General features: G+C 67.8%; 14 protein-coding genes. 7 read left to right on the forward strand and 7 right to left on the reverse strand.

Annotated features, from left to right (window positions below):
• Position 1: 1 nt before the first annotated feature.
• The 3 genes from KW843_RS11980 to KW843_RS11990 are packed head-to-tail and all read right to left on the reverse strand — an operon-like array spanning position 2 to position 4460.
• Complete coding sequence (locus KW843_RS11980; RefSeq protein ID WP_218295381.1) at positions 2 to 1660, reverse strand: acyl-CoA synthetase; 1659 nt, start codon at positions 1658 to 1660, stop codon at positions 2 to 4.
• Positions 1661 to 1709: 49 nt separating this feature from the next.
• Complete coding sequence (locus tag KW843_RS11985; RefSeq protein WP_255591120.1) at positions 1710 to 3380, reverse strand: diguanylate cyclase domain-containing protein; 1671 nt, start codon at positions 3378 to 3380, stop codon at positions 1710 to 1712.
• Positions 3381 to 3383: 3 nt separating this feature from the next.
• Positions 3384 to 4460, reverse strand: coding sequence for a PotD/PotF family extracellular solute-binding protein (locus KW843_RS11990; RefSeq protein WP_255594719.1), 1077 nt, complete (start codon positions 4458 to 4460; stop codon positions 3384 to 3386).
• 87 nt (positions 4461 to 4547) lie between these two features.
• Between KW843_RS11990 and dnaG the strand changes: the two genes are divergently transcribed.
• The 4 genes from dnaG (at position 4548) to KW843_RS12010 (ending at position 12360) form a co-directional block, all read left to right on the forward strand.
• On the forward strand, positions 4548 to 6626 hold the full coding sequence (dnaG, locus tag KW843_RS11995; RefSeq protein ID WP_218295383.1) for a DNA primase: 2079 nt from the start codon (positions 4548 to 4550) through the stop codon (positions 6624 to 6626).
• Between the two features lie 259 nt (positions 6627 to 6885).
• Positions 6886 to 9255, forward strand: a complete 2370-nt coding sequence (rpoD, locus tag KW843_RS12000; protein WP_218295384.1) for an RNA polymerase sigma factor RpoD — start codon at positions 6886 to 6888, stop codon at positions 9253 to 9255.
• A gap of 259 nt (positions 9256 to 9514) precedes the next feature.
• Positions 9515 to 10552 carry a tripartite tricarboxylate transporter substrate binding protein gene (locus tag KW843_RS12005; RefSeq protein WP_218295385.1) on the forward strand — a complete coding sequence of 346 codons (1038 nt, stop codon included), beginning with the start codon at positions 9515 to 9517 and terminating at the stop codon, positions 10550 to 10552.
• A gap of 227 nt (positions 10553 to 10779) precedes the next feature.
• A complete protein-coding gene (locus KW843_RS12010; RefSeq protein ID WP_218295386.1) occupies positions 10780 to 12360 on the forward strand; it encodes a methyl-accepting chemotaxis protein in 1581 nt (526 codons plus the stop codon).
• A gap of 207 nt (positions 12361 to 12567) precedes the next feature.
• Here KW843_RS12010 and KW843_RS12015 read toward each other — a convergent pair whose 3' ends face one another.
• The 3 genes from KW843_RS12015 to KW843_RS12025 form a co-directional block, all read right to left on the reverse strand.
• Positions 12568 to 13584, reverse strand: coding sequence for a tripartite tricarboxylate transporter substrate binding protein (locus tag KW843_RS12015; RefSeq protein WP_218295387.1), 1017 nt, complete (start codon positions 13582 to 13584; stop codon positions 12568 to 12570).
• A 69-nt stretch (positions 13585 to 13653) separates the two neighbouring features.
• Positions 13654 to 14898 (reverse strand): CaiB/BaiF CoA-transferase family protein, encoded by a 1245-nt coding sequence (locus tag KW843_RS12020; protein ID WP_255594720.1) that lies wholly within the window; start codon positions 14896 to 14898, stop codon positions 13654 to 13656.
• A 62-nt stretch (positions 14899 to 14960) separates the two neighbouring features.
• A complete protein-coding gene (locus KW843_RS12025; protein ID WP_218295801.1) occupies positions 14961 to 15902 on the reverse strand; it encodes a hydroxymethylglutaryl-CoA lyase in 942 nt (313 codons plus the stop codon).
• Between the two features lie 174 nt (positions 15903 to 16076).
• On the opposite strand from KW843_RS12025, the gene KW843_RS12030 reads away from it, so the two are divergent.
• The 3 genes from KW843_RS12030 (at position 16077) to KW843_RS12040 (ending at position 17985) form a co-directional block, all read left to right on the forward strand.
• A complete protein-coding gene (locus tag KW843_RS12030) occupies positions 16077 to 16982 on the forward strand; it encodes a LysR family transcriptional regulator (RefSeq protein ID WP_218295388.1) in 906 nt (301 codons plus the stop codon).
• A gap of 202 nt (positions 16983 to 17184) precedes the next feature.
• Entirely contained in the window at positions 17185 to 17493 is a 309-nt protein-coding gene (locus KW843_RS12035; RefSeq protein WP_218295389.1) for a helix-turn-helix domain-containing protein, read from the forward strand.
• Between the two features lie 132 nt (positions 17494 to 17625).
• The gene (locus KW843_RS12040; protein ID WP_218295390.1) at positions 17626 to 17985 is read left to right on the forward strand and encodes an FKBP-type peptidyl-prolyl cis-trans isomerase; all 360 of its coding nucleotides are present in this window, start codon (positions 17626 to 17628) and stop codon (positions 17983 to 17985) included.
• Between the two features lie 167 nt (positions 17986 to 18152).
• On the opposite strand, the gene KW843_RS12045 is transcribed toward KW843_RS12040, so the two are convergent.
• On the reverse strand, positions 18153 to 18662 hold the full coding sequence (locus KW843_RS12045) for a hypothetical protein (protein ID WP_218295391.1): 510 nt from the start codon (positions 18660 to 18662) through the stop codon (positions 18153 to 18155).
• Positions 18663 to 18678 lie beyond the last annotated feature (16 nt).

Consider the following 18678-nt stretch of genomic DNA (forward strand, 5'->3'; position numbering starts at 1 on the left):
ATCAGACGTTGATGGCCGCCGCCGACCCGGCCAGCTTGCGCAGCTCGAACTTCTGGATCTTGCCCGTGCTGGTCTTGGGCAGCTCGCCAAACACCACGGCGCGGGGCACCTTGAAGCCCGCGAGGTGCTTCTTGCAGTGGGCCACGATGTCTTCGGGCGTGGTGGTGGCCCCCGCCTTGAGTTCCACAAACGCGCACGGGGTTTCGCCCCACTTGGCATCGGGCTTGGCCACCACGGCGGCGGCCAGCACGTCGGGGTGGCGGTAGAGCACGTCTTCGACCTCGATGGACGAGATGTTCTCGCCGCCCGAGATGATGATGTCCTTGCTGCGGTCCTTGATCTTGATGTAGCCGTCGGGGTACTGCACGGCCAGGTCGCCGCTGTGGAACCAGCCGCCCGCAAAGGCCTCGTCGGTGGCCTTGGGGTTCTTGAGGTAGCCCTTCATGGCGATGTTGCCCTTGAACATGATCTCGCCCATGGTTTCGCCGTCCTGCGGCACGGGCAGCATGGTCTCCGGGTCCAGCACGCGCACGTCGCGCTCCAGGTGGTAGCGCACGCCCTGGCGGGCGTTGAGGCGGGCGCGCTCGCCGATGTCGAGCTGGTCCCACGCATCGTGCTTGGCGCACACGGTGGCGGGGCCGTACACCTCGGTCAGGCCGTACACATGGGTCAGGTCGAACCCCATCTTCTCCATGCCCTCGATCATCGAGGCCGGGGGCGCGGCGCCCGCCACCATGGCCTTGACGCCCCCTTGTGCGAGGTTCTGCACACCCGCCTTCATCGCATCCGGCGCATTGACCAGCAGGCCGTGCACGATGGGCGCGCCGCAGTAGTGCGTGACGCCATGGGTGCGGATGGCGTCGAAGATGGCCTGCGCGTCCACGCGGCGCAGGCACACGTTCACGCCCGCGCGGGCCGCCACCGTCCAGGGAAAGCACCAGCCGTTGCAATGGAACATGGGCAGCGTCCACAGGTAGACCGCGTGCTTGGGCATGTCCCACTCCAGCACGTTGCTGATGGCATTGCTGGCCGCGCCCCGGTGGTGGTAGACCACGCCCTTGGGGTTGCCCGTGGTGCCACTGGTGTAGTTGAGCGCAATCGCATCCCACTCGTCGTCGGGCAGGCTCCAGGCAAAAGTCGGGTCACCCGTGGCGACAAAGGCTTCGTAGTCCGTGCCGCCCAGGCTCTGCGCGGCGGGGCCGTAGAGCACGTCCTGCACCTCGATCACGCGGATGGGCGTAATGCCCGTGCGCAGGGCCAGCGCCTTGGCCATGGTGCCGGTGAACTCGGGGTCCACGATCACCGCCCTGGCCTCGCCGTGGTCGAGCATGAAGGCAATGGCCTCCGGGTCCAGCCGGGTGTTGAGCGCATTGAGCACCGCGCCCGCCATGGGCACGCCAAAGTGTGCCTCCACCATGGGTGGGGTGTTGGGCAGCATGACGGCCACCGTGTCGTTCTTGCCGATGCCTGCCTGCGCCAGGGCGCTGGCCAGCTGGCGGCAGCGGGCATAGGTCTGGCTCCAGGTCTGGCGCAAGTCGCCGTGCACGATGGCCAGGCGGTCGGGATAGACCTCGGCCGTGCGTTCGATGAACGACAGGGGTGACAGGGATGCGAAGTTGGCTTCGGTGCGGGGCAGGTTCTGGTCGAAGATGGAGGTCATGGCTCGCGAAGGTGGGTGAACGGGTCACAGGCTACCGCCCCAGGCTGACTCAAACCCTTCGGCGGCGGCTCTGCTTGACACGGTACATCGCCGCGTCGGCGCTGGCCAGCAGCGTGTGCGCGTCCTGGGCGTCGCGCGGGAACAGGCTCACGCCGATGCTGGCGCGCAGGGCCAGCGGCTGGCCGTCGATCTGCAGCGGGCTCTCGAAAGCGAGCTCCAGCTTGGCGGCGATCTGCAGCGCCGCATCTTCGCAATCCACGTTCTCGCACAGCACGATGAACTCGTCGCCCGCGAGCCGGGCCACGGTGTCGGCCTGGCGCACGGCGCCCACGACGGTGCGGGCCACGGCCTGCAGCACCCGGTCGCCCGCGGCATGGCCCCGCGCGTCGTTGACGGCCTTGAAATCGTCCAGATCCACAAACAGCAGCGCGCAGTCCCGCCCGCTGCGGCGCGACAGCTCCAGCGCCTGCGCCAGGCGCTGCTCGAACATGCGGCGGTTGGGCAGGCCCGTGAGCGCGTCGTGGTGCGCCAGGTGGGCCATGGCGTCGCGGCTGGCGTTGAGCTCCGTCATCTGGCGGCTGATCTGCTGCTCCATGTCCTGGAAACTGCGCGCCAGCTCACCCACCTCATCCTCGCGCTGCACGGGCAGAACGCCATGCGGGCGGCCCTGCGGAAAGGCCTGCGTGGCGCGCACCATGGCCTTCAGGGGCTGGGTGACCACGCGCGACACCCAGGCCGCCAGCAACACGCCCACGGCGCTCAGCACCAGCAGGATCTTGAAGATGCTGCGCCCCAGGCTCACCACCTCGCCCTGCACGGCGGCAAGGGGCTGGGAGAGCCCCACCACCATGGACCGCCCCTCCTGCGGCCGCCCGAAGGGCATGCGCACGAACGAGAAGACACGCGCCTCGTCATCGCCAGGGCCCTGCTGGCTGAGCACGGCCTGTTCCTCGCGGCCCTCGATCAGGGCCGCCACCGGGCCGAAGGCATCCTGGATCAGGATGCGCTGGCCGCGGTCGAAGCCGAAGGTCTGGGTGGCGTCCGGGTGCACCAGGAAATCGCCCCAGCGGTTGCTGAGAAAGAAGCTGTAGGAGGCGGGCAGCGCAGCATTGAAATTGCGCAGGAACTGGTGCGCCGCCACGCGCACCACGACCACGCCCCGCACCTGCCCCCCACGCACCACGGGCGAGGCCATGCTGAACACAGGCAGGGCCTCGGCATCGGGAGCCCCCTCGTGGTTGATGCCGAACTCGGACACATAGACCTCGCCAGGCCCCAGCGCCAGCGTTTCGAAGACGAAGGGGAAATGGGCCTTCTCCTGCAGCTCCCCCTCGCTCGCGCGTAGCCAGGCGTCCCCCGTGCGGTCGATGCGCACCAGCTCCAGGCCGTAGTCCTGCGCACCGATGAAACGGATCTGCTGGTAGCTCGGGTGCGCCACCAGGCTGGCCCTGAACATGTCGGCCAGCACGTTCCTGTCCTGCTCGATGGCGGCCACGCTGGCCAGGAAGGCGGTGTCGCGCGCCACCGTGCCAAAGCCCGCCTGCATGTGGCGCGACAGCACCTGGGTGGTGGCCAGCAGCGCCTGCTCGGCACGCCCCTGCAGGCGCGTGCGGCTGGAGTCGAAGGTGTAGTAGCCCGCCAGGACGGCGGCAAACACGCTGAAGGACGCCAGCAGGATTCCCAGCCGCAGCGCAATGCCCCATTTCATGCGGGTTTTCATGCGTCAGAACCGGGAGGGCCGGTCTCCCGACAGGATGCGCTGCCACAGTTGCGCGCGGCGTGCTTCGTCCTCGACGGGCTCCAGCCAGACGATGGCCCCGGCGGGGGCGTCGTCCGAGAGCGCGGGCGGCTCGTCGAGCGTATTGGCCAGGCCCTGGCGCCGGGTCAGCTCGCGGCTCACCGTGGGGTCGAGCATGTAGTTGATCCACTCGGCGGCCAATGCGGGCTGGGTCGAGCGCCGGGTGATGGCCCAGCAGTCGAGCCAGGCGAGCGCCCCCTCGCGCGGCACCACGTAGCCCACGTCCAGCCCGGCATCGCGCAACTGCTTGAGCTGCTGCTGGCCGTAGTTGGCGTGCATGACGGCAATGCGGTGCTTGCGAAACAGCTCCAGCGACTCCTCGGGCAGGCTATAGAACGAACGCACGTTGCGCCGCAGGGCCACCAGGTCCCTGGCCAGGGGGCCGAACTGGGCCGCATGCAGGTGAAACGGCGGCAGGCCGCGGTACATGGCCGCCAGGGAGAACCCGTGGCTGCTGCCGTCGAATGCCAGCACACGCCCCCGCCAGCGCGGGTCCCACAGCACCGCGATGGAACTGGGGGGCACGGCCATCTGCTGGCGGTCATAGATCAGCCCCATCTCGGAATAGGTGTAAGGCATCGCGAACACATCCGTTCCCTGCGCGATGCCCGCAATCGCATGCAATTGCCGAAAGCGTGGAAGCTGGCGCTCGGCATTGGGAATGTTGTGCACAGGCAACGGTGCAAGCAGCCGGCGTGCCACCAGGCGCGCGATTTCGGCGGTATTGGCGGCCACAAGGTCGAAACCGGGCCCTTGGGGAGAGGCCAGCTGGGTGCGCAGCACGTCGTCGGAGGCGACGGTGGTGACCTCGACCTTGACCCCATGGCGCTTCTCGAAAACGGCCACGATGTCGGGGTCGGCATACCCCGGCCAGGACAGCACGCGCAGCACCGGCGCGGCCCTCGCGGGCGCGGGCCACAGGAGCGCGGGCACCAGCGGCAGCAGCACGGCCACATCCCGGCGCCGCAGCCACCGCTGCGCCGAAGTGCTGGACGCGTCCATTGCCCGCCACCATGCCGTGACCGCCATGCCGAAAGCCCCGCTTCTGCAATATCTGGTAACAAACAGTTTACGCGGACAATACGCGGCGTGACGATCCCTCAGTCTTTCATTCAGGAACTGCTTGCCCGCGTCGATGTGGTCGACATCGTGGGCCGCTATGTGCAGCTCAAGAAAGGCGGTGCGAATTTCATGGGGCTGTGCCCCTTTCACGGCGAAAAATCCCCCTCGTTCAGCGTGAGCCCCGCCAAGCAGTTCTACCACTGCTTTGGCTGCGGCAAGAACGGCAATGCCATCAGCTTCCTCATGGAGCACGCGGGCATGGGCTTCGTCGAGGCCGTTCAGGACCTGGCCCAGCAGGTGGGCCTCTCGGTGCCGGACGACGACATCTCCCCCCAGGAGAAGGAACGCGCCGCCGCCGCCCGCCAGAAGCAGGCCACGCTGACCGACGTGCTGGAGAAGGCTGCCGACGCCTACCGCCGCCACCTGCGGGAATCCCAGCGCGCCATTGGCTACTTCAAGGGGCGCGGCGTCTCGGGGACGGTGGCCAAGCGGTATGGCCTTGGCTACGCCCCCGAAGGCTGGCGCAGCCTGGCCAGCGTCTTCGCGCAGTACGACGACCCGTTGCTGGAGGAAAGCGGCCTGGTCATCGTCAACGACGAGGACGGCGGCAAGCGCTACGACCGGTTCCGCGACCGGGTCATGTTCCCCATCCGCAACGTCAAGGGCGAATGCATCGGCTTTGGGGGCCGCGTGCTGGGCGACGACAAGCCCAAGTACCTCAATTCGCCCGAAACCCCCGTGTTCCACAAGGGCCGCGAACTGTACGGCCTGTTCGAGGCGCGCACGGCCATCCGCGAGCAAGGCTATGCCCTGGTCACCGAGGGCTACATGGACGTGGTGGCGCTGGCGCAGCTCGGGTTTCCGAACGCGGTGGCCACGCTGGGCACCGCCTGCACACCCGAACACGTGCACAAGCTGCTGCGCTTCACCGAATCGGTGGTGTTCAGCTTCGACGGAGACAACGCCGGCCGGCGCGCCGCGCGCAAGGCGCTCGATGGCGCCCTGCCCCACGCCACGGACACGCGCAGCATCAAGTTCCTGTTCCTGCCGGCCGAGCACGACCCGGACAGCTTCATCCGCGCCCACGGCACGGACGCTTTTGCCAAGCACGTGAGTGAGGCCGTGCCGCTCAGCCGCTTCCTGGTCGAATCGGCCAGCGACGGCTGCGACCTGGCCACCGCCGAGGGCCGCGCCCACATGGCCAGCAACGCAAGGCCGCTCTGGACGGCCCTGCCCGACGGCGTGCTCAAGCGCCAGGTGCTGGGCGAGCTGGCGGACCTCACCCAGCTCAAGGCACAGGACCTGGCGGACCTGTGGGGCCAGGCCACGGCGCGCGAGGCACCGAGGTCCTCCCACTCCGGTCACGGCGGCCATACCGGCGCAGGTAGTGCACCGGCCCGACAGGCGCCTGCGGCCTACGACCACGAACCACCCTCCTGGGACGCCCCGCCCGACGGGGGGTCGTGGCCGCCCCAAGGCGAGCCGGGCATTGGATACGACGGCGGATACCAAGGCGGCTACGGCGGCGGCAGCGGCGGAAGTGCTGGCCAGGGCAGCAGCTATGGCAACAAGCCCCCGTTCCGCAAGGGCGGCGACTGGAAGGGCAACTGGAAGAAAAAGGACAAGGACTCTCCCTGGCCGCCCCAGCCCCGCCTGCCGCGCACACCCACCGCCAGCCGCACGGACCATGCCGCGCGCCTGCTGCTGTCGCACATGGCCTTCCTGGAAGAGCTGACCCACGACGACCACGCCACCCTGTGTGCGCTGCAGCCTCCCCACGGCCCGCTTTTTGGCTGGCTGGAGGCGCAGTTTCACGAACACGGCCCCCTGGCCTGGGCCGTGCTGCGCGAGAGCCTGCGCGATCACGAGTGCGAAGCTCTGGCCGTGAAGGTGATGACGGGCTCGCACGCCCAGACCGAAGGCGACCTGCAGGAGCTGCGCACGGAACTGCGGGACCTGCTCAGCCGCATGCAGATCGAAGACATCGAGGAGCAGCAAAAACTGCTGATGCTGCAAGCCGCCACGGACCCGACCGCCCTGGAGCGCTACCGTGCACTGGAACAAAAACGCAGGGTTTTGCTGGGAGTGGCTGTCAAAGCCGCTTGAAATCCCGCCAAGCGGTATAATGTAGGGTTAGTTAGCGGCAAGAGCGACAGCAGCACCTCCGAACCGGGCCACCGTGACAAACGCGCACAACCAGCCCAACCATCGCAAGGACTGCACACCAAATGATCGCCCAGACATCTTGCCCCTGAGGGCCTCCCCTCAAAGCGCGAAGACATTTTCAGCTTCGCGTTGCCACCCGCGCCGGGATCTGTGGCGCTTGCGTTTTCTTTGTGTCCGTTTTTGATTCTGAGGTTCTCCCATGCCCGCTCAAAAGTCCGCGAAGCCGCCCAAGTCTGCTCCAGGCACCGCCGCGAAGGCCGTTTCCACCCCTGCTGCCAAGGCTCCCGCGAAGGCCGCGGCCAAAAAAGCTGCACCCGCACCCGCCCCAGCAGCCAAGAAAGTTAAAACCGTGCCCGTGAAAAGTTCTGCCGAGCTGACAAAAGCCGCCGATGAATTGCTGAAGAAAAAGCCTGTCCGCGCCAAGGCTGCCGCATCCGACGAGGAAGACACCCCGAAGAAGCGCCCGGGACGCCCCGCCAAGGCCGCGGGTGCCGCCGAATCCAAGGCGCCCGCCAAGCGGGGCCGCAAGCCCAAGGCTGCGGCCGGCGGCGATGAGAGCGGTGACGATACCGACCTGTCCGACATCGAAGCGGACCTGGAAGGTGAAGTCGAGGAAACCACCGAAGCCGCGGCCACGGTCGAGAAGGTCAAGCCGCTGCGCATGAAGATCAGCAAGGCGAAGGAACGCGCCTTGATGAAGGAATTCGGCCTGGACGAGACCGTCCTGTCCGAGGAAGACCTGGCCAAGCGCCGCTCGCGCCTGAAAACCCTGATCAAACTGGGCAAGACGCGCGGCTACCTCACGCACGTCGAAATCTCCGACCACTTGCCCGACAAGCTGGTGGATGCCGAAACCCTCGAAGCCGTCATCACCACGCTGAACGACCTGGGCGTGGCCGTATACGAGCAGACGCCCGATGCCGAGGCGCTGATCATCACCGACAACGCTCCCACGGGCGCCAGCGAAGAAGAAGCCGAGGAAGCCGCCGAAGCCGCCCTGTCCACCGTGGACTCGGAATTCGGCCGCACCACCGACCCCGTGCGCATGTACATGCGCGAAATGGGCACGGTAGAGCTGCTCACGCGCGAAGGCGAAATCGAGATCGCCAAGCGCATCGAAGGCGGCCTGATGGCCATGATGGAGGCGATCAGCGCATCGCCCGCCACCATCGCCGAGATCCTCAACATGGGTGAGGAAATCCGCGAAGGCAAGGTCGTCATCTCCACCATCGTGGACGGCTTCTCCAACCCCAACGAGGCCGACGACTATGTAGCCGAGGAAGACTTCGACGAATTCGACGAAGCCGACGACGACGACGGCAAGGGCGGCTCCAAGGCGCTGACCAAGAAACTCGAAGAGCTCAAGAAGCAGGCACTGGAGCGCTTTGACAAGCTGCGCGAGCTGTTTGAAAAAGTGCACAAGGTGTACGACAAGGAAGGCTACGGCACTCCTGCGTACGTGAAGGCCCAGCAGGCCCTGTCGGCCGAGTTGATGACCATCCGCTTCACCGCCAAGACCATCGAGAAGCTGTGCGACATGGTGCGCGGCCAGGTGGACGACGTGCGCAAGAAGGAGCGCGAGCTGCGCCGCATCATCGTGGACAAGTGCGGCATGCCGCAGGAAACCTTCATTAAGGACTTCCCGCCCAACCTGCTGAACCTGAAGTGGGTGGAAAAGCAGGCCGCCGCCGGCAAGCCCTGGAGCACGGTGATGGCGCGCAACATTCCGCCCGTGCAGGAACTGCAGCAAAAGCTGATGGACCTGCAATCGCGCGTGGTGGTGCCGCTGACCGAGCTCAAGGACATCAACAAACGCATGAACGAGGGCGAGGCCACCTCGCGCGACGCGAAGAAGGAAATGATCGAGGCCAACCTGCGCCTCGTGATCTCCATCGCCAAGAAGTACACGAACCGTGGCCTGCAGTTCCTCGATTTGATCCAGGAAGGCAACATCGGCCTGATGAAGGCCGTGGACAAGTTCGAATACCGCCGCGGCTACAAGTTCTCGACCTACGCCACGTGGTGGATCCGCCAGGCCATCACGCGCTCGATCGCCGACCAGGCGCGCACCATCCGCATCCCGGTGCACATGATCGAGACCATCAACAAGATGAACCGCATCTCGCGCCAGCATCTGCAGGAGTTCGGCTTCGAGCCCGATGCATCCATCCTGGCCGCGAAGATGGAGATCCCGGAAGACAAGATCCGCAAGATCATGAAGATCGCCAAGGAGCCGATCTCCATGGAAACGCCGATCGGCGACGACGACGACAGCCACCTGGGCGATTTCATCGAGGACGGTGCCAACACCGCCCCCATCGAAGCCGCCATGCAGGCCGGCCTGCGCGACGTGGTCAAGGACATCCTCGATGGCCTCACGCCCCGCGAAGCCAAGGTGCTGCGCATGCGCTTCGGCATCGAGATGACCAGCGACCACACGCTGGAAGAAGTGGGCAAGCAGTTCGACGTGACCCGCGAACGCATCCGCCAGATAGAAGCCAAGGCGCTGCGCAAGCTCAAGCACCCCAGCCGCTCGGACAAGTTGCGCAGCTTCATCGACTCGCTGTAACCACCCCGGCAGCCGGCTGCCCTGGCTGCACCCCAAGGCCCTGCCCCGCATCGCGGTGCGGGGCTTTTTCGTTTCTGCGGGCGGCCCCGCGTTTACCCCGATGCTCCCGACAGCAAAATGACAGCTTGTAACGCGACTATTACATACTGCTGATGGAGACTGTCATGCAGTTCGGCACTCTCCGGCTGCAGGGCCTGGCATCCCAGTGCACGCTGCACGTGCCCGTTCAACGACCTGCCACCTTTTTGCGAGACACCGCATGACATCCTTCAACCGCCGCCAGATCCTCACCCAGGCTGCCGCAGCCAGCGCCGTGGGCGCGCTCGGCGCATCGCTTGCAGCGCCTGCCTGGGCGCAGGCCGCCGGTGCAACTGCCGCTGGCGCGCGCGGCGCGCCCGCCAAGGCCTCCAGGCTGGCGCCCACGCTGCGCATCGTGATCCCAGCCAACCCCGGCGGTGGCTGGGACCAGACGGGCCGGGCGCTGGGTGCGGCCCTTGCCGCCGTCGGTGCGGCAGACCAGATCGAATACGAAAACGTCGGCGGCAAGGGCGGGACCATCGGCCTGGCCAAGTACGCGGAGAAGTACGGCAACGACGCCAACACCCTGCTGATGGGCGGCATGGTGATGGTGGGCGCCGTGGCCCTGCAGAAACCCGCCGTGGACCTGACCCACATCCAGCCGCTTGCACGGCTCACCAGCGACTACTTGGTGGCGGCGGTGGCGGCCAAATCCCCCATCAAGAACGCCAAGGACCTGGCCGAAGCCATGCGCGCGGACCTGCGCGCCGTGCCGGTGGCCGGAGGCTCCGCGGGGGGCGTGGACCACATCTTTGCCGGGGTGCTGGCCCGCGCGTCCAAAGCCAGCCCGGAAGGCCTGGTCTACAAGCCCTTCGCTGGCGGCTCCGAAGTGGTGGACGCCGTCGTGTCCGGCGGTGCGGCGATGGGCCTTTCCGGCTACAGCGAATTCAGCGACGCCATCGCGGCGGGCAAGCTGCGCGCCATCGGGGTATCGTCCCGCCGCAGCGCCTTTGGCCTGCCGGCCTTCCGTGAGCAGGGACTGGACGCGACCATGGCCAATTGGCGGGGCGTGTTCACCGGCAAAGGCGTGCCGCCCGCGCGCGTGGCCGAGATGCTGGCCGCGGTCGAGGCGGCCACCGCCCACGAGTCCTGGCTGCGCACGCTCAAGAACAATCGCTGGGAACCCTCTTGGCTGACGGGCAAGGATTTGGCAGAGTTCATGGAGCTGGACCTCACCACGGCGCGGGTCATGGTGTACCTGCTCAAGCTGAAAGCCTAGAGACACCCCCGGGTCGCTTCGCGCCCCGGCGCAGCGGCCAGGAGCGGCCGCCCTTCGGGGCCGTGCAGGCCGGCGCCGGCAAACCGCTTGGAGTGGCGACGCCCGGCCCCGCAAGCGGGTGCGCCGCCCGCGCGGCGGGGGCGGCCCTTGCATGGCGGCCTCGGGCCATGGCCATGCCAGTTGCCACCGCAGCCAGTTCATCTGAAAAGCATTGCCAGGAGCCGCTGATGAAAATGTCCAACCACTCCATCGGCGCACGCATGGCCACCGCGCTGGGCCTGGTGCTCGCCCTTCTGCTGGGGGCCGCGCTGTTCGGAATCGCGGCCCTGTACCGCAGCCTGGGCACCTACGAGACCACGGTGCAGGAGCGCGTGGCCCAGGAACGCGCGGTAAGCCGCATGGAAAACGAGTTCAAGACCCAGGTGCAGGAGTGGAAGAACACCCTGCTGCGGGGCGAGGACTCGCGCAAGCGCGAGCTGCACTGGGCGGCGTTCCAGGCGAGCGAAAAGCGCGTCGCCGATGCGGCGAAGGCGCTGGAGCCCCAGCTGACCGATGCGCAGGAAAAGGCGGCGCTGCAGAAGTTCACGCAGGCCCACGCGCAGATGGCGCAGGGCTACCGCAAGGGCTTTGAAGTGTTCCAGTCGCTCGGTTTTGTGCCCTCCGCGGGCGATGCCGACGTGGCCGACATCGACCAGGGCCCCGCCAGGCTGCTCACCGCCCTGAGCGAGCAGGTGGCCGCCAGCAGCACGGCCATTGCCGAACAGGCGGCGCTGAACGCGCGGCGGGCGCTCGCCAGCAGCCTGGTGGCGCTGGCGCTGGTCACGGCCCTGGGCGGCTGCGCGGGCTGGCTGCTCACGCGCTCGGTGGTGCGCCCGCTGCGGGTGGCCGTCTCGGTCGCCAACAAGGTGGCTGCGGGCGACCTGACCACGACCATCCGGGTCGATGGCAAGGACGAACCCGCGCGGTTGCTTGAGGCCCTGCGCACCATGCAGGAGAACCTGGAAAACGTGGTGTCGGGCGTGCGCAGCAACGCCGAGGGCGTGGCCAGCGCCAGCGCAGAGATCGCCCAGGGGAACGTGGACCTGAGCATGCGCACCGAGGAGCAGGCGTCGTCGCTGGACGAAACCACCTCGTCCATGCAGCAGCTGCAGGCGACCGTGCAGCAGAACGCCTCCAACGCGCAGCGCGCGAGCGAGCTGGCCCGCAATGGCGCATCGGTGGCCCAGCGCGGAGGCGACGTGGTGACACAGATGGTGACGGTGGTCCAGGGCATCCAGGACAGCTCGCGCCGCATTGCCGACATCATCGGCGTCATCGACAGCATCGCGTTTCAGACCAACATCCTGGCGCTCAACGCCGCCGTGGAAGCCGCACGCGCCGGCGAGCAGGGGCGCGGCTTTGCCGTGGTGGCCAGCGAGGTGCGCAACCTGGCCACCCGCAGCGCGAGCGCCGCGCGCGAGATCAAGGAGCTGATCCAGACCAGCGTGGAGCGCGTGCAGGCCGGCTCCGACCTGGCCCGCAACGCGGGCAGCACCATGACGGAGGTGGTCTCCTCCATCCAGGGCGTGAGCGCGCTGATGAACGAAATCAGCCAGGCCAGCACCGCGCAGACCAGCGACATGCTGCGCGTCACGCAGGCCATCGTGCGCATGGACGAAACCACGCAGCAGAACGCGGCCCTGGTGGAAGAAAGCGCGGCGGCGGCCGGCAGCCTGAGCGGCCAGGCGCGCCAGCTGGTGGAGGCCGTGGAAGTGTTCCGCCTGCGCGGCAGCCACCGTGCCTTGGCATTGCCACCTGTGGCGCATTGAATGCCGCACAGGGACGTACTGGCGTCGAACAAGCGCCTATTGCTATATTTTGTATAGCAAAAAGCCATTATTCAATAAGCGCCGGACACCCGTTTCCATGGATTTTCTGGACCACGGCGGAGGATCTCCGTTGTCCAGCGGCCTGCGCATTGCCCCTGCAACCGGGGCCGCGCAGGCGCGCAGCGCCTCGGAGGGAGGGCTCCCCAACTAATCTATCTTGAGCCCGGACTGCTTCACCAGCCTCGCCATGCGCGCCACCTCGGTGCGGAAGAACGCGGCCGTGGCATCCGGCGTTGTGGCCTGCAGCAGGTAGCCCTGGGCGAGCAGCGCGTCGCGCACCTCGGGCATCCCCAGGGTGGCGCGCACGGCCTGGTAGACCCGTTCGGTCTCCGCCTTGGGCAGGCCCGCGGGCCCCACCATGCCGACCCATCCATCCAGCGCGTACTGCGGCAGGCCCTGTTCCGCGATGGTGGGCAGATCCGGCAACAGCGGCGAGCGGGTGGTGGACGACAGGCCGATGGCCTTGAGCGTGCCCGCCTTCACATGCGGCGCCGCCACGGCCACCGCGATGAACGCCAGCTGGATCTGCCCGCCCAGCACGTCGGCCGTGAGCGGCCCCATGCCACGGTAGGGGATGTGCTTGATGTCGACCTGCGCTTCGTGCACGAACATCTCGGCCGCGAGGTGCAGGATGGTCCCGTTGCCCGACGAACCGTAGTTCAGGGTCCCGGGCTGGGCCTTGGCCAGGGCGATGAGTTCGCGCACGTTCCGGGCGGCCACCGAGGGGTGCGCCACCAGCACGAACGGCGTCGCACCGATCACGGTGATGGGCGTCACGTCGTCGACGGCATCGTACGGAATGCTCTTGAAGACGCTGGGGTTCACCACGTGGTTGTTGGACACCATGCCCAGTGCCGAGCCGTCCCTGGGCGCCTTGACGATCATCGAGGTGCCGGTGATGCCCCCCGCTCCGGGGAAGTTCTCGATCACCACGGCGCGCCCGAGCGACTTGCCCAGGCCGGGCCCGAAGGCGCGCGCCAGGCCGTCCACGCCCGAACCGGCGCTCACGGGCAGGATCAGGCGCAGCGGGCGCTCCGACGCCGCCTGGGCCCACGCGTGCAAAGGCGCTGCCAGGCCGGCGGCCAACGCGGCCAGCGCCGTGCGCCGGCGCAGCGCCGGTGGCGGGCAGGCGGGGTGGTGGTGGATGAAAGGATGGTGGTGCATGGCGGTTGTCTCCGTGTTGTGATCTCATCCATCGCCCGGCGGGTGCACGCGCCCCAGCGGGCGCATTGCTCAAGCCACGGCGTGCCTGTCCTGCAGCGCCTGGATCTGCGCGGGGGTGTAGCCCAGTTCCTGCATGAGCGCGCCGGTGTGCTGGCCCAGCACGGGCGGCTGCAGCCGCACGCCCAGGCGCTGGCCGTCCATGCGCAGCGGGCACAGCGTGGTGCGGGCGGTCTGCCCCGCCCGCTCGCCATCGGGCAGGGTGATGTCGGCCAGGCCGCCCGTGGCGTTGAGGTGCGGGTCGTCAAAGAGCTGCTCGGGCCGCGAAATGGGTGCGAACGGCAGGCCGTGTTTTTCAAAGATGGACGCCAGCTCGGCGGCGCTGTAAGTGGCCAGGCGCTGGCGCAAGTCGGGCATCAGCGTGGCACGGGCGCGCACCCGGTCGTTGTTCGTGGCCAGTTGCGGGTGGGCCTTGAGGTCGGCGAATCCCATGGCGTCGCAGAAGGTGATCCATTGCGCATCGCTGACGGCGGCCAGGAAAATCTGCTCGCCATCCTTCACGCTGAACACGTCGTACAGCGCCCAGGACGAGATGCGGTCCGGCATGGGCGCGGCCGGCTGGCCGGTGACGGCGTACTGCATCATGTGCTGGCCGACCAGGAAGACGTTGTTCTCGAACAGCGCCGAATCCACCTCCTGCCCCCGCCCGGTGATGCCGCGCTGCATCAGCGCCGCCATGGCACCGATGGCGCCGAACATGCCGCCCATGATGTCGTTCACGCTGGTGCCCGCGCGCAGCGGGTCGCCGGGCCGGCCGGTCATGTAGGCCAGGCCGCCCATCATCTGCACCACCTCGTCGAGCGCCGTGCGGTGCTCATACGGGCCCGGCAAGAAACCGGTGTGGTTCACGTAGATCAGGCGCGGGTTGAGCTGGCTCAGGGCCGCGTGGTCCAGCCCGTATTTCGCCATCACGCCCGGCTTGAAGTTCTGCGCCACCACGTCGGCCGAGGCGGCCAGCTTGCGCGCGACCTCCAGGCCCTCGGGGCTGCGCAGGTCCAGCGCGATGCTCTTCTTGTTGCGGTTGAACATGGGGAAGAAGCCCGCGCCGGCGCCCAGCAGGTGGCGCGTGCGGTCGCCGTCCACGGGCTCGACCTTGATGACCTCGGCCCCGAGGTCCGCCAGCACCATGCCGCAGGTGGGGCCCATGACCATGTGGGTGAACTCCACCACGCGCAGGCCCTGCAGGGGCAGTGCACAGGGGGCAGAGGTGCCGGGTGGCGCGAGCGGGGAGGAAGAAGAATCGGTGTGGGATGTCATGGGGCGACGATACGGGATGGAAGGGCGCGCGGCGGTGGCTCAATGTTGAGCTCGTGGCGAGCTCAGTGGATGGCGGCCAGGGAGACGGCCCCTGCGCCGGTGCGCGGTACCCCGGCCTGCCACAGCGTGCCGTGCAGGGTCTCCCCGGCCAGCCAGCCCGCCACACGCTCGCGCAGCGCCAGCAGCGCGTCCACGTCGATGCCGGTTGCGACGCCCATGCGTTCCAGCATGAACACAAGGTCTTCGGTGGTGACATTGCCGCTGGCGCCCGGCGCGTGCGGGCAGCCGCCGATGCCGGCCAGGCAGGCATCAAAGCGGGTGATGCCGGTCTGCCAGGCCGCGTAGACGTTGGCCAGGCCCATGCCGCGCGTGTCGTGAAAGTGCGCGCAGGCCAGCCGGTCTCCCACCAGCGCGCGGGCCTTCTCGAACAGGCGGGCCACCGAGGCCGGGTCGGCATAGCCCACGGTGTCGGCCAGGCTCACATGGTCGGCCCCGGCATCCAGCAGGGCCTGCATCAGGCGCAGCACCTCGATCTCGGCCACCTCGCCCTGCAGGGTGCAGCCAAACGCCGTACCCACGCCGCCTTCGATCAGGCAGCGGCTGCCGCTGGCGTCGCGCAGCGCGCGGATGCGCGCCACCTCGGCCACCACGTCGTCGGGTGTCTTGCGCAGGTTGGCCAGGCTGTGGGCATGGCTGGCGGACAGGGGCACCACCATCAGGTCGGCGCCGCATTCAAGCGCACGTTCGGCGCCTTTGTAGTTGGGCACCAGCACCGAGGCGACCAGGCCCGGCAGGGTCTTGGCATGGGCCAGCACCTCGGCGGTGTCGGCCAGCTGGGGCAGCAGGCGGGCGGGCACGAAGGAGCCGACCTCGATCTCGCGCTGGCCCGCGGCATAGGCCGCGTCGAGCCAGTCGATCTTGTGCGCGGTGGACACCATGGTGGCGATGCTCTGCAGGCCGTCGCGCAGGCCCACTTCGCGCACCACGGCCCGCGCGGGCGCCATGCCGGGCGCGGGACGGGTCGCGGGGAAAAAAGAAGGGGTGTTCACGGCGTTGTCTCCAGCTCGTTGGTGTTCCGTGGGAGATTCTAGAAATTCCCAACAGAATCAGAAAATACATCTCGGAAGCCATATGATTCCCAAAAGGAACATCACAGTCTTTCAAGCGGAGGCAATTGCATGCGCGATCTCGACCTGCAGACCCTGCGCCTGTTTGCCGCCGTGTGCGAGCAGCGCAGCATCGCGCGCGTGGCCGAGCAGGAGTCCATCGTGGGTTCGGCCATCAGCAAGCGGCTGGCCCAGCTGGAGGACACGGTGGGCACCGCCCTGCTGGTGCGCAAGCGGCGCGGCGTCATTCCTACCCCGGCGGGGGAAACGCTGCTGGAACACGCGCGCACCATGCTCGCCAGCGTGGGCCAGATCGAGCGTGACATGGCCGCCTATGCCACCGGCATCCGGGGCCACGTGCGCATGCTGGTCACGGCCTCGGTCATGGCCGAATCGCTGGCCGACGATGTGGCCGCCTTCCTGCAGGACCCGGCGCACCGCGACATCCAGGTGAGCCTGGAGGAGCGCGTGAGCCCGGACGTGGTGCAGGGCATCCGCGACGGCAGCGCGTCCATTGGCATCTGCTGGGACGCGGCGGACCTCTCCGGCCTGGAAACGCGCGGCTACCGCAATGACCACCTCGCCGTGGTGGCACATGCCTCGCACCCCGTGGCCCGGCACGCCAGCGTGCGGTTCGCCGACGTGCTGGACCATGAATTCGTGAGCATGCCCGCGCTGAGCGCCGTGCAGGTGCTGCTGGCGCGCGCCGCGGCCGTGGAGGGAAAAATGCTCGCGCACCGGGTGCTGGTGTCCAACTTCGACGCGGCCCTGCGGGTGGTGCGCGCCAACCTGGCCATCAGCGTCGTGCCGCGCGAGGTCGCCCTGCCCTTTGCCCAGACCGCCCCGGTGCGCGTGATTCCGCTGAGCGATCCCTGGGCCCGGCGGCGCTTCGCCATCTGCTACCGCAGCGCCCAGATGCTGACCCCGGCCGCACAGTTGCTGGTCCACCACCTGGCGGGGCTGGGCCGCCAGGAATGACCGCCTCCAACCGTGGCCCCATCGCAACAGTTTGAGTTGTAACACGTCATTTTTGGGGCGTAGCGCATGCGTGGTGTGCGTTCTGAGCTACTAAACTTGTAGCAAAATGGGTTCCGCGCTATAGTCTCAGCGCATCAGCGGGCCCGGCATTCGCCCACCCGAATGAAAACTTGATCCAACACTTGCGCGAGGAGAAGCGTCCATGAGCTCCAAAGAAAATGCCGCCATCAACCAGTTGTTCGAGCGGCTCGAATGCCGTTACGCACTGCGCGTGCTCTGGGCCCTGAAGGACGGCCACCCCCAGACCTTCCGCCTGCTGCAGGACAGCGTGGGGGGCATCACCCCCAACACGCTCAACACCCGCATCAAGGAACTGCGCGAAGCCGGCTTCGTGGACCATGGCAGCGACGGCTACACCGTCACTCCTTCCGGCGCCGACCTGCTCAAGCGCCTGTCGGACGTGCAGGCCTTCGCCACCCGCTGGGTGGCCGGCCGCGCCAAGAAGGTCTGACCACAGGCCAGCGGTCCCGTCTGTTCCCCGCGAAGGGGCTTCTCGTTAAAATACAGGGCCAAATTAGCTTCTAGCGCATGACATACAAGCGCTAGAAGCTATATTTTTAATAGCAAGCAAGGAATTTCATCCATGGCACTGACCACCACCGCATCCGGACTGCAATACGAAGACACCACCGTGGGCGACGGCGCCGAAGCCACCAAGGGCCAGAACGTGTCGGTGCACTACACCGGCTGGCTCTACAACAACGGCGAGCAAGGCGCCAAGTTCGACTCCAGCCACGACCGCAACGACCCCTTCGAGTTCTCGCTGGGCGGCGGCATGGTCATCAAGGGCTGGGATGAAGGCGTGCAGGGCATGAAGATCGGCGGCAAGCGCACGTTGATCATCCCCGCGGCCCTGGGCTACGGCGCGCGCGGCGCGGGCGGTGTGATCCCTCCGAACGCCACGCTCAAGTTCGATGTGGAACTGCTCAAGGTCGGCCGCTGATCGCGCAGCCTGCGCGGCAGCATCCGACACGACACCAAAGCGGCCTTCGGGCCGCTTTTTTTACGCCTGGCCCGCCACCTCTGGCACGGGCGCAGCCCAGGCCAGGCCCGCGCGCAAGGATGCCGCGCCGTAGAAAGGAAAGGCACAGAGCGGCTCGGGGTGTCCCGTCAATCAAAAAGCGCCTTGTCCAGCCGCTCGAACTTCGCGTCGCCCACGGCCTCGCGGATCTTCGGTGCCAGCGCCGCCAGGTCCTCGAAACTGCCCGCTCCCTCCACGGCCAGATTCAGCCGGAACCCGCGCAGCCCCATGGCGGCGGTCAGCTCGGTGGCAATCGGGTAGGCCGCCTGGTAGCGCTCTTTCGGCGTGCGCCCCGACCCCTCCAGCGGCGACGCCACCGTGCCCAGGTCCGTCGCTGGCGCGGGTTCGGCCACGGGGGCTGGCTGGCTGGCGGCCATTGCGGCAGGCAGGGACTGCCCCGCCAGCGGCGCCAGCAGCCCCTGGGCGATCATGGCCTGCACGTCGTCCTGCGTGATTCCCATGGCGGCGGTGGCCGCCAGAATCTCGCCCGTGGAGCGCTTGCCATCAAACAGGATGAAGGCCGAACGCTGGCGCGAACTGAGACTGCCGTGCCGGTCCTTGAGCGCTTCTTGCCCTGCCGGCGTTTTGACGAGAACCATGAGCCTCCTTGAGCTG

The sequence above is a fragment of the Acidovorax sp. sif1233 genome, assembly GCF_019218755.1.
Classification (GTDB): domain Bacteria; phylum Pseudomonadota; class Gammaproteobacteria; order Burkholderiales; family Burkholderiaceae_C; genus Acidovorax.